The following is a 15467-nucleotide window of genomic DNA, read 5'->3' on the forward strand; positions in this document are numbered from 1 at the left end:
CGGACGACGCCGCGCGCGTCAGAAGACGATCGTGTGGTTGCCGTGGCGGATGACCCGGTCCTGCGCGTGCCACAGCACGGCGCGCGAGAGCACCTGGCGCTCGACGTCGGCACCGCGTCGCGCGAGCTCGGCGGCGGTGTCGGCATGGGTGACGCGGATCGTGTCCTGCTCGATGATCGGCCCCTCGTCGAGGTCGGTCGTGACGTAGTGGCTCGTCGCTCCGATGAGCTTGACGCCGCGCTCCTTGGCCTTCTTGTAGGGCTCGGCGCCGATGAACGCGGGCAGGAAGGAGTGGTGGATGTTGATGACCGGCACGCCGAGCTTCTCGAGGAAGTCCGACGACAGGATCTGCATGTAGCGCGCGAGCACGACGAAGTCGACGTTGCCGACGAGGAGCTTGAGGATCTCGGCCTCCGACGCCGACTTGTCGGGTCCGGGGGTGGAGGGGACGTGGAAGAACGGGACGTTGAACGAGCGGACGTCCTCGGCCGAGGTGGTGTGGTTCGACACGACCATCGGCACCGTGACGGGCAGGTCGCCGCGTCGGTGCCGCCACAGCAGGTCGAGCAGGCAGTGGTCCTGCTTCGACGACAGGATCGCCATGCGCTTGGGCACCGACTGATCGGTGAGCGACCACTGCAGGTCGAAGCCCGTGAGCGTCTCGGCGATCTCGGCCTCGATAGCCGGCCGGTCGACGGTGAAGTTCGGCCGGTGGAAGACCACGCGACAGAAGTACGCGCCGCCGGTGGGGTCGTCGGAGTACTGGTCGAACGCGACGATGTTGCCGCCGACCCGGGTGACCATCGCCGAGATCGCCGCGATGATGCCCGGCTTGTCCTGCCCGAACACGATGAGGCAGGCGTGGGCGGGATGCAGCGCGGAGACGGTCATCCTCCGATTCTGCCCTGTCGCGGCGCTCGCGCGAGCACGGCGCCTTGCTCCGGGGCCTCAGTCGACGTCGAGGTAGTCCTCGATGATGAAGGCGGCCTCGCCGGCGTGCGTGGCGGGGAAGAGGTGCCCGCCGCCGTCGAGGGTGACGAGGCTGACGAGGTGCGGGTGGGCATCGCGGAGCCGCTCGCCGTTGGCCGGCGGGGTGACGTCGTCCTCGCTGCCCTGGATGAGCATGACGGGCACCGTCGGCGCGATCGCCTGCCACTGCTCGGCCGAAGCGGATGCCGCGACCGCCGCCTGCAGCGGTTCGAGATCCGTGCGGGGCTCCGGCCCCTCGGCGCCGAGCAGCAGCACGCCGTCGACGCGGTCGGTGTGCAGGGTCGAGATCGTGCGCGCGACGACGCCGCCGAAGGCGTGGCCGCCGATCCAGGCGTCGCCGAGGCCGACGTGGTCCATGACGTCGACGACGTCCTGCGCGAGATCGGCGAGGGTCGCACCCTCGGTGCGCCCCGTGCGGTAGCCCACGCGCAGCAGCCGGAAGTCCTCCTCGGCGAGCACGTGCGCGAGGGTTCCGAGTGCGGCGATGTTGCTGAATCCGGGGATCAGGACCAGCACCGGCTCGCTGCCGGCATCCTCGATGTACGGGATCGCGCGACCCTCGGGCTCGAAGATGCGGGTGTTCGTGTCGGTCATGGCTTCCTCTCGAGCGGTGCTGCGACCCTCCACGGTAGTCGACTCGCCGCTGCGCCCGCGGGCACGGATGCAAGGCTTCGTGGGAGGCATGCCGTCCGTGGGGTCCTTACGGCGGGGTGTCGGCCCGGATCCCTTGCATCGCGGCGCGGGGCCGGCCGCCGGGGCGGCCCGGGGCGGCCCGCCGTGTCGGGCTCAGGCGCGGCCGGCGGCGATGCGGGCGCCCTGGCCGAGCGAGGCGAGCTTCGCCCAGGCGAGATCGGGATGGATGCGGCCCCCGAGGCCGCAGTCGGTCGAGGCGATGACGCGGTCGACGCCGACGATGCGCGCGAACCTCTCGATGCGCTGGGCCACGAGCTCGGGATGCTCGACGACGTTGGTCGCGTGGCTGACGACGCCGGGCACGAGCACGAGGTCGTCGGGCACCGACGCCTCCGCCCACACCCCGGACTCGTGCTCGTGCCGGACGTTGCCCGCCTCGAACGAGATCGATCCGACGTTCGCCTCGAGGACGACCGGCAGGATGTCGGCGAGCGCGACGTCGGTCGTGTGGGGCCCGTGCCACGACCCCCAGCACAGGTGCAGGCGCACGAGCTCTCTCGGCAGACCGGCGATCGCGTGGTTGAGCGCCTCGATCCGCAGGCGGGTGAAGGCCTGGTAGTCGGCGATCGAGGGCTCCGGATCGATCTGGTCGAAGTTCTCGGCGAGCGAGGGATCGTCGAGCTGCACGATGAGCCCTGCGTCGGTGATGGCGCGGTACTCCTCGCGAAGCACGTCGGCCCAGGCGAAGAGGTGCTCCTCGTCGCTCGCGTAGAAGTCGTTCCGCACGCGCGAGGCCGACCCGGGGGCAATCGCGGTGAGGAAGCCCTGCTCGCCCGGCCGGAGCGTCGCCGTGAGATGCGCGATGTCGGATGCCACGGCGTCGTGTCCGCGGTACGACAACGGTCCCGTCGTGGTCGGGAAGGCGGTGGCGCCGGCGCCGACCTCGACGGCCTCGGCGTAGACCGCGGGGAAGAGCTGCCGATCGCGGCGACCGAGGAAGGACGTCAGGCGGATGCGGCCGGGTTCGGAGTGCACTGCGGGTTCGTTGAACGCGTTGACGTCCGTCAGCGACAAGCCGGCCGCGCGCTGGAAGGAGTACGACCACCACGCGCCGTAGTCGACGGCGTTCGACATCGCCTTGCCGAACTCGCCGTCGCCGACCTGCGTGATGCCGGCGTCGCGCTGCCGCTCGACGACGTCGGCGACCGCGCGCGCGGTGAGTTCGCCGACCTCCGCCGAGGACTCGAGCGTGAAGCCGTCGTCGGCGAAGGTGCGCGCACCGTTCGCCGCGATGAGAGCCGGCGTGCGGGGGAGGCTGCCGGCGGTCGTGGTCTGGATCTCGGTCATGGCGTGGCTCTCTCGTCGGGGACTGTCGCGACTCTATTGCCGGGTGCGGCGGCCGGCCGCATCCGTTTCAGCCCGTGACGGCCAGCATCAGGTCACCAGATCGTGCCGCCGCCGATGGAGATGCCGCCCCAGGTCAGCAGCACGAAGATCGCGGCGAACACGACGGGGCCGATGCCTTTGCCGCTGCGAGCGAGGCCTTTCAGCAGCCCGATCACGATGAGCACCGCCGCCACGAGCGACAGGCCGCCGCCGAGGATCAGTCCGATGAAGAGGGGGATGGGCATGAGGGCGAGGCCCAGCAGGGCGGTCCAGAAGGCGGCCCAGGCGGTCCGGTTCGTGCGGCGTTCGATGGAGGACGACATGCCACCATCCTCTCCCGCTCCCGCGTCGGGGATCGAGGGGTTGCGCTCGTGGTCAGCGCACGTCGCGCATGAGGGCGAGCACCGGGCGCCGGGCGAGGGCCAGGGCGATGCCGAGCGCGATGGCGATCGCGCCGAGGATCGAGAAGTAGCCCACTTCGTTCTCCGGGTCGTAGAACTGCGCGAGCCATCCCGAGATGGCCGTGCCGAGCGAGACCGAGAGGAAGAACAGCGCGACCATCTGCGTCTGGAAGACGGCGGGAGCGAGCTTGGTGGCCGCCGACAGGCCGACCGGCGAGAGCAGCAGCTCGGCGACGGTGAAGACGAACAGGATGCCGACGATCGCCAGCAGCGGCGTCGACATCGCACCGCCGCCGGCGAACGGGAGGAACAGCAGGAAGGCGACGCCCATGATGGCGACACCCGCGGCGAACTTCACCGGGGTGGAGGGCTGCCGGCTGCCGAGACGCGTCCACAGGGCAGCGAAGACGCCCGACAGGATGATGATGAAGACGGGGTTGATCGACTGCACCCAGTCCGGCGGCATCTGCCAGCCGAGGAGGTTCAGGTCGAGCCGCTTCTCGGCGTAGATCGGGATCACGGTGAACTGCTGCTGGTACAGCGACCAGAACGCGACGCTCGCGATGAACAGCGGAACGAAGCCGACGACCCGTGAGCGCTCGGCCCGGGTGATGCGGGCGCTGGCGAGGATGACCGCGAAGTAGGCGATCGTCGCGGCGATGACGACCACGATCACGACGAGCGACAGGTTGTCGGCGCGGATCACCCCGACGGCGACGAGAAGGGCGACCGCGGCGATCGCGGCGACGGCGATGCCGATGGCGAGCGGATAGCGCGACCGCGGCAGCGGATTGGGCACGCGCCGCGCCGCCTCCGGCAGCGAGCGCCGACCGACGGCGTACTGCAGCAGTCCGAGCGCCATGCCGACCGCGGCCGCACCGAACGCCCAGTGGAAGCCGAGACTCGTGCGGAGGAAGCCGGTGAGCAGCGGTCCGGCGAAGGCGCCCAGGTTGATGCCGAGGTAGAAGAGCGAGAAGCCGGCGTCGCGTCGCGGGTCGCGCTCGGCGTACAGGGTGCCGACGACAGCGGTGGCGTTGGCCTTCAGACCGCCGGATCCGACGGCGACGAGCACGAGGCCGACCCCGACCGAGAGCAGCCCCGGCAGCACCGCGAGCGCGATGTGCCCGGCGACGATGACGATCGCGCTGACGAAGAGCACGCGCTCCGACCCGAGGAGCCGGTCGGCCACCCAGGCGCCGAGGATCGTCGAGAGGTAGACGGCGCCGCCGTAGGCGCCGACGATACCGACGGCGGTGGCCTGCGGCATCCCGATGCCGCCCTCCGAGACCGAGAAGTAGAGGTAGTAGACCAGGACGATCTGCATGCCGTAGAAGCTGAAGCGCTCCCACATCTCGACGCCGAACACGTGCGCCAGCGCCCAGGGCTGACCGAAGAACCGGGTGTCGCGATCGCCGGTGCGCTCCGATGCGATGGTGGCTGCATCCTTCTCGCTCATGGGTGTCGAGGGTAGTCCGGTCAGGGCAGCGAGGGGCGGGCCTCGTGGGGATCGCGCCGCTGCGGTATGCACAGCGCGACGACGAGCGCGATCGCGGCGGCGGCGATGCCGAGCACGAACGACATCTGGAACGCGGCGGGTGTCGGCACGGCGACGCCGCCCCGCGGCACCGACAGCGTCGCGAGCACCGCGCCGACGAGCGCGGCCGCGAGGCTCGTGCCGAGCGAGCGGAACAGGGCGTTCAGGCCGTTCGAGGCGCCCGTCTCGGTCGGCGGCACCGAGCGCATGATGAGCATCGGCATGCCCGCGTAGCCGAATCCGATGCCGACGCCGATCAGGAGGTTGGCCACCAGCAGGTGCCAGACCTCGGTCGCCCAGAGCAGGGAGAACCCGTAGGCGGCGATGAGGGCGATCGAGCCGAGCACGAGCAGCAGGCGCGGTCCGACGGTGCGGGCGAGGCGACCCGAGAAGGGGGAGAGCACCATCATCACGAGGCCGGCGGGCATGACGATGAGGCTCGCCTGCAGCAGCGTCAGCCCGAATCCGCCGAAGGATGCCGGCAGCTCGAGCATCTGCGGGTACGACACGTTCGAGGTGAACAGCGAGAAGCCGATCGCGACCGAGGCGAGGTTCGTCAGCAGCACCGCGGGGCGCGCGGCGACGCGGAGGTCGAGCAGCGGCTCGGCGATGCGCAGCTCGTACCAGCCCCAGACGAGCAGCACGGCCAGGCCGCCGATCCCGCAGCCGAGGGTCGCGGGCGACAGCCAGCCCCACTCGTTGCCGCGGGAGACGGCGAGCAGGACTCCGGTGAGACCGACGGCGAGCCCGATGGCGCCGACGAGGTCGAAGCGACCCGGGGTGCGCAGCACGCTCGGCGGGATCACGAGAACGACCAGGACGAGGACGATCGCGCCGAGGCCCGCCGACATCCAGAACAGCACGTGCCAGTCGCTCGTCTCGGTGATGATCGCGCTCACCGGCATCCCGACCGCTCCGCCGACGCCGAGAGTGGCCGACATCAGTGCGATCGCGGAATCGACGCGGTTCTCGTGCAGCACGTCGCGCATGATCGAGATGCCGAGCGGTACGACGCCGGTCACGGCGCCCTGCAGTGCGCGGCCGACGATGATGCCGCCGATGTCGGTCGAGACGGCGGCGACGACGGATCCGACGATGAGCAGCACGAGCAGCACGAGCACGATCCGGCGCTTGCCGTACATGTCGCCGAGGCGGCCCGCGATCGGGGTGAAGACGGCGGCGGCGAGAAGGGTCGCGGTCACGACCCATGCGGTGTCCTCGCGGCTGGCGTCCAGCAGTTCGGGCAGCTTCGACTGGATCGGCACGACGAGCGTGAACATGAAGGACGAGGCGAGGCCGGCGATCGCGAGGACGGCGACGATCGCGCCCTGCGGTGGCATGCGGGTCAGTCGTCGTCGATCATTCTCCCGCGATGGTGCCATCGGATCAGGCTACGCCCGGCAGGAGACGCCGGACGTCGTGCGGGCGCCGTCGGCGTAGGGTGGCCTCATGAGCGAGACCGTCCCCCCGATCGACGCCGAAGTGCCCGCCGGGATCGACATCCGCCCCCTCGAGACCGTCGCCGACATCTTCGCCGGAGCCGCCGTGCTGCGCGAGGTGTGGGGCGGCGACCGGGATTCGGTGCCGACGAACCTCATGCGCGCGCTCGCGTACTCGGGCAATTACGTCGTGGGCCTCTACGACGGCGACCGCGTCGTCGGAGCCTCCGTCGCCTTCTTCTCGGCACCGGGCGAGCGGTCGATGCACTCCCACGTGACCGGCGTGCTGCCGCAGTATCAGCATCAGGGCCTCGGCCGGGTGCTCAAGCATCACCAGCGCGCCTGGGCCTTCGCCCGCGAGGTCGGCACGATCACCTGGACCTTCGATCCGCTCGTCGCGCGCAACGCCGACTTCAACCTGCGCGTGCTGGGCGCGCGCATCAGCGATTACCTCGTCGACCAGTACGGGCTCATGGACGACGGTCTCAACCGCGGCAACGTGACCGACCGCCTCATGGTGACGTGGCCGCTGGCGGCTCCGCCGCAGCAGAACCCGGCCGACGACCGCGTCGTCGCGTCGATCGCCGTGCCCGCCGACATCCACGCGATCCGCGCGCAGTCGTCCGACGAGGCCGACGCCTGGCGCACGCGCGTCCGCGATCAGTTCGCCGAGCACCTCGGCGCCGGACTCGTCGTCGGCGGCTTCGACACCGAGCGCGGCTACCTGCTCGTCCGGCCGTAAGCCCTGCCGTCGCCTGCCAGACCCAGCGAGGTCCCACTTGGGCCGGATATGGGTTGCGCATAACCGGCCCAAGTGGGACCTCGGGGTGTGGGTGCGTCGCTACTCGGCGCCGGCGCTGCGCCATTCGTCGGACTCCAGGTGCGACCCGGCCTGCGGGCCCATGTGCAGCATCCCGCCGTCGACGACCCAGGTCGCCCCGGTCACATACGACGACGCCGGCGACGCGAGGAACGCCACGACCGCAGCGATCTCCTCGGGCTTGCCGGGACGCGGGATCGGGATGCCGGCGCGGTGCGTGCCCTCGGCATCCTCGCCCTCCATGTCGTTGATCGGCGTGGCGATCTCGCCCGGGGCGACGGAGTTCACCGTGATGCCGCGGTCGCCGAGCTCCTGCGCCATCGTCTTCACGAGCCCCTCGAGCCCGTGCTTGGAGGCGACGTAGGCGGCGGAGCCGACGCGCGGCTGCGAACCGTGAACGCTCGTGACCGCGATGATCCGGCCCTCGCCGCCAGCGCCGGCCATGAGCTTCGCCGCCGTCTGCATGCCGAGGAACGCGCCGTCGAGGTTCAGCGCGACCACCGTCCGCCACCCGTCGAGGTCCAGGTCGAGAACGGGTCCGCCCGTGCCGCCGCCGGCGTTGTTGACGAAGACGTCGAGGCCGCCGAGGTCGGCGGCGAGCTGCTCGATGACGCCCGGGACCGCGTCGAACTCGGTCGCGTCGAACTGCGCGACGACGGCCTTCCGACCGCGCTCGCGGACGGCGGCCGCGGTCTCGTTCGCGCCGTCCTCGTCGGAGTGCCAGGTGACCCCGACGTCGAGGCCGGCGTCGGCGAGGGCGATGGCCGTGGCGCGGCCGATGCCGGAGTCGGAGGCGGTCACGATGGCGCGGCGGGGAGTGAAGGTCATGCCCCGACGCTATGAAGCTCCGAGCTGCTGTCGCACCCGGTTGACAAGGCGCAGGCTTCGAGAGAGAGAGAGGCGTCGGTCGAGGTCTGGACTCGCGAGAAGCACGACCCGACGCCGGTATGTCGTGTCTATCCGGGCGGCGGGCTCCGGTATTTCCCGAGTTCTGCACCGTCGGCGGTTCTCACGCCGACGGTGCAGAACGCGAAGCGCCTCATTCCGCGGGAGAGATCACTCCGCCGAGGTGTCCTCCGGCGTCGGGATCGTGGTGTCGGCCGGGCCCGTGGGTGCTGCGGCGGACGCGGGCCGGCGGGTGCGGGCGGCGGCCGGGGCCGCGTCGTCGTCCTCGCGCAGGCCCTGCGCGACCCCGCGGCCGGTGGCCTGGCCCTGGATGATCTGACGCAGGTCGATGCCGGTGGTGGCCTGGACCGCGTCGAAGGTGGCGCGCATGCTCGAGGCGCTCTCGGAGGCGATGTGGCTCGAGGCCCCGTCGCCGCCGAGGACCGTGATCGAGCCGACCTTGTCGAAGCCCCGGGCGAACTCGGTCATGAGCGGCACGAGCGCCTCGATGGCGCGCTGGGCGAGCAGCGCCTCCTGGTTCTTCGCGATGGCCGCGGCCTCGGCCTCGATCGCCTCGGCGCGGGCCACGCCGGCGAGGCGGACGGCGTCGGCCTCGGCCTCGGCGCGCAGGCGTGTGGCCTCGGCCTCCTGCGCGGCGATCTGGGCGCGAGCCTCGGCGGCCTTGACCTCGCCGTAGGCGGCGGCGTCGGCCGAGCGCTGGCGCTCGTAGAGCGAGGCGTCGGCGACCTTCTTCACGTCGGCGTCGAGCTGGGCCTGCCGGTTCTCGGCACCCTGGAGGAGGACGTCCTGCTCGCGCTGAGCGCGGGCAAGGGCCTCGGCCTGCTCGGCCTCGGCGCGGGCGCGACCGACCTCGGCCGACGCGGCGGCGGAGTTCTTGTCGTACGCGGTCTGCTCGATGAGGTTCGCCTCGTCGGTCGCGAGCTGGCGCGCACGCACCTCGCGGGCGGCATTGATGCGGGCGACGTCGGCCTCGCGGCGGACGCGCTCGACCTCGGTCGCACCGAGGGCGTCGATGTAGCCGTTCTTGTCGGTGATGCCCTGGATCTGGAACGAATCGAGGATGAGGCCCTGGGCGAGCAGGTCGCTCTTGATGCCCTCGGCGATCTGGTCCGACAGCTTCTGCCGGTCCTTCATGAGCTGCTCGACGGTCAGCGTCGCCACGACGCCGCGGAGCGCACCCTCGAGCTGCTCGGTCGTGAACTGCTCGATCGCGCCGTCCTGCGAGAGGAAGCGCTCGGCCGCGCGGCGGACGAACTCGGGGTCGGATCCGATCTTCACGAGGGCGACGCCCGCGACGCTGACGGTGACGCCGTTGGACGCCTGAGCGGTGGGCTCCATCTTGATCTGCCGGGCGCGCAGCGAGATCATCTCGGCGCGCTGCGTCAGCGGGTTCACCAGGGCGCCGCCGCCGGTGATGATCGAGATCCTCGAGGAGTCGCCCGCGGCGTTCTTCTGGTTGCGACCGACGATGACGAGCGCCTGGTCGGCCTTCGCGACCTTGTACCAGGCGCGCACCATGATGAGCAGGAAGATCAGAAGGACGATGACGCCGACGACGGCGATGCCGGCGATGACGAGCGCGCCGCCGGTGAGCACTGGATCCATGACGATGTTCCCCCTACGTAACGATGTGTCCTTCGACCGTATCGGGGTCCGCCTCCGGCGCGCGACTAGAATCGGGGATGCCGTTGCCTGCGGCATCCTGCGCTCTTCTGCGCCTCTCGACAACGACCATTTGGAGCCACCTGTGGCCGAGCAGTCCCGTCTCGACAAAGTCATCGCCCTCGCCCGCCACCGCGGGTTCGTGTTCCAGGCGGGCGAGATCTACGGCGGATCGCGCTCCGCATGGGACTACGGCCCCCTCGGCACCGAGCTCAAGGAGAACATCCGTCGCCAGTGGTGGCAGACGTTCGTGCGGGGCCGCGGCGACATGGTCGGTCTCGATTCGTCGATCATCCTGCCCAAGCGCGTGTGGGAGGCGTCGGGTCACGTCGCGACGTTCACCGACCCGCTGGTCGAGTGCCTGCAGTGCCACAAGCGGTTCCGCGAGGACACCCTCATCGAGGACTTCGAGGCGCGCAAGGGCCGCCCCGCCGAGAACGGTCTGGGCGATGTGCCCTGCCCGAACTGCGGCACGAAGGGCCGCTACACCGAGCCGAAGTCGTTCTCGGGTCTCGTGAAGACCTACCTCGGCGTCGTGGATGACGAGTCGGGCCTCCATTTCCTGCGCCCGGAGACCGCGCAGGGGATCTTCGTGAACTTCTCGAACGTGCTCACGGCGAGCCGCAAGAAGCCGCCGTTCGGCATCGGCCAGGTCGGCAAGGCGTTCCGCAACGAGATCACGCCCGGCAACTTCATCTTCCGCACCCGCGAGTTCGAGCAGATGGAGATCGAATTCTTCACTCCGCCCGCCGAGGCGCAGGAGTGGTTCGAGCACTGGGTGGAGGCCTGCTGGAGCTGGTTCATCGACCTGGGCATCGACGCCGACAACATGCGCCGCTTCGACGTGCCCGAGGACGACCGGGCGCACTACTCGGCCGGCACCATCGACGTCGAGTACCGCTTCGGCTTCCCGGGCAAGGAGTGGGGTGAGCTCATGGGCGTCGCGAACCGCACGGACTACGACCTGGGCAGCCACACCGAGGCGTCGGGGCAGTCGCTGACGTACTTCGACCAGGCATCCGGCGAGAAGTACACGCCGTACGTCATCGAGCCGTCCTTCGGCCTCACCCGCGCCATGATGGCCTTCCTCGTCGACGCGTACGACGAGGAGGAGGTGCCGAACGCCAAGGGGGGCGTCGACACGCGCACCGTGCTGCGTCTCGACCCGCGCCTGGCTCCCGTGAAGGCCGCCGTGCTGCCGCTCAGCCGCAACGAGCGCCTGTCGCCGCTCGCGCGCGAGGTCGCCGACACGCTCCGCGGTCGCGGGTGGAACGTCGACTTCGACGACGCCGGCGCGATCGGTCGCCGCTACCGCCGTCAGGACGAGGTCGGCACGCCGTTCTGCGTCACGGTCGACTTCGACTCGCTCGACGACCGCGCGGTGACCGTGCGCGACCGCGACACGATGGCCCAGGAGCGGGTGCCGCTCGACGCGCTCGAGGCGTACCTGGCCGAGCGCCTGCGCGGCGCCTGACGCCCGCCCGCGGGTCAGGAACCCGATCTCGCGGCGGCCTTCGCCGCGCGCTTGTACTCGCGGACCTTCGTGAGCGACTCGGGCGAGACGATGTCGGCGACGGATCGGAACGATCCCTCCTCGCCGTAACCGCCGGCGGCCTCGCGCCAGCCCGCTCCGGTGAACCCGTACTGCTTGCCCAGGAGCGCGAGGAAGATCCTCGCCTTCTGGTCCCCGAACCCGGGCAGCGCCTTCAAGCGCGTGAGGACGGTCGCGCCGTCGGGGTCTCCCGCGGTCCAGATCGCCGCAGCATCCCCGCCCCAATCGCCCACGATCGTCTGGCAGAGGGTCTGCACGCGCCCGGCCATCGAGCCGGGGAAGCGATGCACCGCGGGGGTCTCCCGGAACACCTCGACGAACTCGTCCGGATCCCGACCGGCGATGGCGGCGGCATCGAGCGAGCCGGTGCGCTGCTGGATCTTCAGCGGTCCGATGAACGCCGTCTCCATCGCGATCTGCTGGTCGAGCAGCATCCCGATGAGCAGGGCCAGCGGACTGGTCGTCAGCAGCGCGTCGGCGTCGGCGTCGTCGGTGATGTGCAGGCTCATGCCCCCATGCTCTCACCACCTCCTCGGCCTCGCCCGGGCAGGATGGGAGCATGACCGATCTCGCCGCCCGCGCGCAGCAGAAGCACGTCGTCGTCGTCGGAGGCGGCATCGCCGGCATCGTCGCCGCGCTCGAGTGCGCCAGGCTCGGCCTGCGCGTGACGCTGCTCGAGGCCGCAGGGCACCTCGGCGGATCCCTCGATCGCGTGCAGCTCGGCGACCTGACGGTGGATGCCGCTGCCGAGGCCTTCCCGGACGGGGCGCCGACCCTGTCGGCCCTGGTCGAGGAGGTCGGCCTCTCCGGAGAGCTCGAGCCGGCGCGGGGCGACGTCACGTGGCTGGTCGGTGCGAACGGCGCGGCTCCGGCACCGGCCGACACGGTGCTCGGCATCCCCGCGAACCCCTGGGCGGCCGACGTCCGCCGCCACATCGACACCCGCGGATCGTGGCGGGCGTACCTCGACCGCGTGCGGCCGCCCCTCACGATCGGCCACCGGCACAGCCTCGGCGAGCTCGTCGAGAGCCGGATGGGGGAGCGGGTGCGCGACCGGCTCGTGGCTCCCTACGTGCTCGCGGTGCACGGCGTCGCGCCCGAATTCGTCGACGTCGACGTCGCGGCGTCGGGGCTCAACGCCGCGCTCACGCGGACGGGCTCGTTGAGCGGCGCGGTCTCGCTCATCCTGCGCGAGCCGCGGCGACGGATGTCGCTGCGCGGCGGCCTGTTCCGCCTCGTCGACGCCCTCGCAGCGCGTCTGCACGACTACGACGTCGACGTCCGCGTCGCTGCGCCGGTGGCCTCGCTCGCCCGCGCGGGCGCCGGCTGGACGGTCGGCGTCGACGCCGCGATCCCGAGCGAGCCGGATGCCGCGTCCCCGCCTGCCAGCCTGCCCGCCGACCTGCTCGTCCTCGCCGTCGACGAGGAGACCGCCCGCTCGCTTCTGCGCGGGCACGTCGAGCTGCCCGAGAGCGCGGGGCCGCGCCCCGCTCCGCTGGAATCGGCGATGCTGCGCGTCACCGGCGTCGACCTGCCCGATCGCGGCGCCCTCGCGATCGGTGCCGGTGCCGATCCGACGACCGTGCGCACCGTGTCGCGGACCTGGGCCGGTCTGGCCGCATCGCTCGCCGCCGACGAGCACGTGCTGCGGGTGACGCTTCCCTCCCGGCCGGGCGACGAGGACCGTGTGGTCGTCGAGCGGGCGCGCGTCGCTGCATCCGCTCTGTTCGGAGTCGAGGTCCCGCCGCAGGCGGTGACGGCGTCGGCCCGTGTCGCGTACCGCCGTGCTGCGCCGAACTCCCTGCTCGGTCACGCCGAGGCGACCGAGCGCATCCGAGCGGTCATCCGGCGCGAGCCGGGGCTGGCCGTCGTGGGCGGCTGGCTGTCGGGCAACAGCCTCGAGCGCGTGGCCGCGGACGCGCGCGACGAAGCTGACGCCGCACGGCACCGGACCCTCTGGGACGCCCCGGCCGGCGAGAACGACCCGGCATGATAGCCCCCAGCCGCGGGTTGCGGGAGTGGATACCCCGCGCGGCATACGGCGATAGCCTGGGACCACGCAGCAACGCCGAACGTGAGGAGACCCCATGAAGGGCAAGATTGGCATCGCCGTCGGGCTCGCCGCGGGCTACGTGCTCGGCGCTCGCGCCGGGCGCCAGCGCTACGAGCAGATCAAGCAGAAGGCGCAGCAGGTCTGGGAGCTCGACCCCGTGCAGAAGCAGGTCGACAAGGTCGCCGAATTCGGCAAGTCGGCGGCTCTCGCCGTGCCGAGCGTCGTCTGGGACGGCGCGAAGCGGGTCGTGAAGGCGATCAACAAGGGCGATTCGGCCGGCGAGAAGATCGACAACGCCGCAGCCGAGGGCAAGAAGGCCGCCGACGATGTGCGCAAGGCCGCTGAGCGCGACGCTCGCAAGGTCGCCGACGCCAGCGCCGCGGCGGACAGCTGAGATGAGCACGCCCCGCGGCTTCCGTGATCGCGCCGACGACAGCCTGCTGAGCCTCGTCGGCGAGTTGCCCGAACTCATCCGCAACCTCGTCGTCGCCGAGATCGACTCGGCGAAGGCGTGGCTGAAGAGAACCGGGAAGGATGCCGGACTCGGCGGCGCCTGGTTCATCGTCGCGCTGTTCTTCCTCTTCTGGACGATCCCCGCCATCGGCGCGTTCGCGATCATCGGTCTGTCGTCGTGGCTCGCGCCGTGGCTGTCGGCCCTGATCGTGATCGGGATCCTCGTGCTCGCCGCCATCGTCTTCGCGCTGCTCGGATGGCTGCGGTTCAAGAAGCTGAGCTCGCGACAGAACCCCGCCCAGGCGCTCAGCGCAGACGCGAAGATCGTGAAGGATGTGGCCGATGAGTTCTGAACTCCCCTCCACCGCCGTGCCCCTCGGCATCACCGACCCCGTCGAGAAGGCTCGCGCAGAGCTGAAGGCGGCCCTCGCCGCGATCGAGCACAAGGCGAACCTGCCGAAGCGCATGATCCTCGCAACCGAGGATGCCACCGGGCAGGCGCGGGCCTATGCGCGCCGCAATCCGGGAGGTGCGACCGCGGCCGCCGTCGGCGCCGCGGTGGCGGTCGGGGTCGCCGTCTGGGGCATCGCCCGGCTCCTCGCGCGCTGACCCGAGACCGGATCGATACGTCCCGGGCTGGGCTCGGGACGCGGACCCGGGGGTATGCTCGGGAACCAGCAGCGGCGATGGAGCGAAGGCTGCTGATGCCCCGCACCCGGAGCGCACCGGTCCGGGTGGAAGTTCGCGCGTCGACCGCTCCGATCACGAGTGGCGTCGCCCCAGGAGAGCCACGGAATGAACACTGAGCCCGAGACCGGAGAGATCCGCAGACCGCTGCGCGGATGGCGGGTTCTGGTTCCTCGGGGCGGACCGTGGGGCGATCAGGTCGCGGCGCTGCTGCGGACCGAGGGGGCGATCCCCGTGATCGCGCCGCTCGTGAACTTCGCGCCGACCACAGAGGTCGCCGAGCTCGACACCGCGCTCGCCGATCTGGCGTCGGGCGCGTTCGACTGGATCACGCTGACCAGTGCCACGACGGTCGACGTGCTCTACGCCTATCGTGCCGTGATCCCCGCGACGACGCGCGTGGCCGCGGTCGGCGAGACGACGGCCGCCGCGCTCACCGCTGTCGGCTACCGGGTCGACCTCGTCCCCGACGAGGACGACTCCGCCGCGGGACTCGCCGAGCAGATCATCGATCTCGAGACCGAGCCGCGCCGCGTGCTGGCGCTCCGGAGCGAGGTCGCGAAGCCCGTGCTGACCCGCCGCCTCATCGAGGCCGGTCACGATGTCCGCAGCGTCGTCGCGTACCGCACCGTGGGGGTGCCGGTCACCGAGCGGATCGCGGCGGACGTCGCCAGCGGCCGTATCAACGCTGTCCTCGTGACGAGCGGGTCGGTCGCCGAGCAGGTGGGCGAGCAGTTCCCCGATCTCCCCGAGACGACGCTCGTCGCCGCGATCGGCCCGCGCACCGCGCGCGACGCCCGCAAGCTGGGCCTGCGGGTCGATGTCGTCGCCGCCGAGACGAACGTTCCGGCCCTCCTCGTGGCGATCTCCGGTCAGCCGGTGCCCGAGACGGGTGACGTCCCGCGCTGAGGAAGGCGCAATCGTTGCCGGTCTGTGAGCAAACGCCGGGGA

General features: G+C 71.2%; 16 protein-coding genes. 7 read left to right on the forward strand and 9 right to left on the reverse strand.

The window, feature by feature from the left end; translation table 11 throughout:
* Positions 1 to 18 precede the first annotated feature (18 nt).
* The 6 genes from purU to F6B42_RS03205 all read right to left on the reverse strand — a co-directional run bounded on the left by purU (position 19) and on the right by F6B42_RS03205 (position 6284).
* Positions 19 to 891: a formyltetrahydrofolate deformylase gene (purU, locus tag F6B42_RS03180; RefSeq protein ID WP_150418130.1), complete on the reverse strand. Its 873-nt coding sequence runs from the start codon at positions 889 to 891 to the stop codon at positions 19 to 21.
* 57 nt (positions 892 to 948) lie between these two features.
* On the reverse strand, positions 949 to 1584 hold the full coding sequence (locus F6B42_RS03185; protein ID WP_150418131.1) for an alpha/beta fold hydrolase: 636 nt from the start codon (positions 1582 to 1584) through the stop codon (positions 949 to 951).
* Between the two features lie 192 nt (positions 1585 to 1776).
* Positions 1777 to 2970, reverse strand: a complete 1194-nt coding sequence (locus F6B42_RS03190; RefSeq protein ID WP_150418132.1) for a cobalamin-independent methionine synthase II family protein — start codon at positions 2968 to 2970, stop codon at positions 1777 to 1779.
* Between the two features lie 92 nt (positions 2971 to 3062).
* The gene (locus tag F6B42_RS03195; RefSeq protein WP_150418133.1) at positions 3063 to 3332 is read right to left on the reverse strand and encodes a hypothetical protein; all 270 of its coding nucleotides are present in this window, start codon (positions 3330 to 3332) and stop codon (positions 3063 to 3065) included.
* A 52-nt stretch (positions 3333 to 3384) separates the two neighbouring features.
* Complete coding sequence (locus F6B42_RS03200; protein ID WP_150418134.1) at positions 3385 to 4866, reverse strand: peptide MFS transporter; 1482 nt, start codon at positions 4864 to 4866, stop codon at positions 3385 to 3387.
* A gap of 20 nt (positions 4867 to 4886) precedes the next feature.
* A complete protein-coding gene (locus tag F6B42_RS03205; protein WP_150418643.1) occupies positions 4887 to 6284 on the reverse strand; it encodes an MFS transporter in 1398 nt (465 codons plus the stop codon).
* A 109-nt stretch (positions 6285 to 6393) separates the two neighbouring features.
* Between F6B42_RS03205 and F6B42_RS03210 the strand changes: the two genes are divergently transcribed.
* On the forward strand, positions 6394 to 7125 hold the full coding sequence (locus F6B42_RS03210) for a GNAT family N-acetyltransferase (protein WP_191089250.1): 732 nt from the start codon (positions 6394 to 6396) through the stop codon (positions 7123 to 7125).
* Between the two features lie 99 nt (positions 7126 to 7224).
* Here the strand turns inward: F6B42_RS03210 and F6B42_RS03215 are convergent, their stop codons facing one another.
* Together F6B42_RS03215 and F6B42_RS03220 are read right to left on the reverse strand one after the other, a co-directional pair.
* On the reverse strand, positions 7225 to 8031 hold the full coding sequence (locus F6B42_RS03215; RefSeq protein WP_150418135.1) for an SDR family oxidoreductase: 807 nt from the start codon (positions 8029 to 8031) through the stop codon (positions 7225 to 7227).
* Between the two features lie 228 nt (positions 8032 to 8259).
* Positions 8260 to 9714: an SPFH domain-containing protein gene (locus tag F6B42_RS03220; protein WP_150418136.1), complete on the reverse strand. Its 1455-nt coding sequence runs from the start codon at positions 9712 to 9714 to the stop codon at positions 8260 to 8262.
* Between the two features lie 142 nt (positions 9715 to 9856).
* Between F6B42_RS03220 and F6B42_RS03225 the strand changes: the two genes are divergently transcribed.
* Positions 9857 to 11245, forward strand: coding sequence for a glycine--tRNA ligase (locus F6B42_RS03225; RefSeq protein ID WP_150418137.1), 1389 nt, complete (start codon positions 9857 to 9859; stop codon positions 11243 to 11245).
* Positions 11246 to 11259: 14 nt separating this feature from the next.
* Here F6B42_RS03225 and F6B42_RS03230 read toward each other — a convergent pair whose 3' ends face one another.
* Entirely contained in the window at positions 11260 to 11832 is a 573-nt protein-coding gene (locus tag F6B42_RS03230) for an HhH-GPD-type base excision DNA repair protein (RefSeq protein ID WP_150418138.1), read from the reverse strand.
* Positions 11833 to 11882: 50 nt separating this feature from the next.
* Here F6B42_RS03230 and F6B42_RS03235 point away from each other — a divergent pair, with 50 nt between their 5' ends.
* From F6B42_RS03235 to F6B42_RS03255, 5 genes are all read left to right on the forward strand, one after another.
* Positions 11883 to 13316: a protoporphyrinogen/coproporphyrinogen oxidase gene (locus tag F6B42_RS03235; RefSeq protein WP_150418139.1), complete on the forward strand. Its 1434-nt coding sequence runs from the start codon at positions 11883 to 11885 to the stop codon at positions 13314 to 13316.
* Positions 13317 to 13410: 94 nt separating this feature from the next.
* Positions 13411 to 13770, forward strand: coding sequence for a hypothetical protein (locus F6B42_RS03240; protein WP_150418140.1), 360 nt, complete (start codon positions 13411 to 13413; stop codon positions 13768 to 13770).
* A 1-nt stretch (position 13771) separates the two neighbouring features.
* Complete coding sequence (locus F6B42_RS03245; RefSeq protein ID WP_150418141.1) at positions 13772 to 14182, forward strand: phage holin family protein; 411 nt, start codon at positions 13772 to 13774, stop codon at positions 14180 to 14182.
* Positions 14172 to 14438 carry a hypothetical protein gene (locus F6B42_RS03250; RefSeq protein WP_150418142.1) on the forward strand — a complete coding sequence of 89 codons (267 nt, stop codon included), beginning with the start codon at positions 14172 to 14174 and terminating at the stop codon, positions 14436 to 14438. The genes F6B42_RS03245 and F6B42_RS03250 overlap by 11 nt, the downstream gene beginning before the upstream one ends.
* A 186-nt stretch (positions 14439 to 14624) precedes the next feature.
* Positions 14625 to 15425 carry a uroporphyrinogen-III synthase gene (locus F6B42_RS03255; RefSeq protein WP_150418143.1) on the forward strand — a complete coding sequence of 267 codons (801 nt, stop codon included), beginning with the start codon at positions 14625 to 14627 and terminating at the stop codon, positions 15423 to 15425.
* Positions 15426 to 15467 lie beyond the last annotated feature (42 nt).

Origin of the sequence: Microbacterium radiodurans, assembly GCF_008710705.1 — a bacterium.
Classification (GTDB): domain Bacteria; phylum Actinomycetota; class Actinomycetes; order Actinomycetales; family Microbacteriaceae; genus Microbacterium; species Microbacterium radiodurans.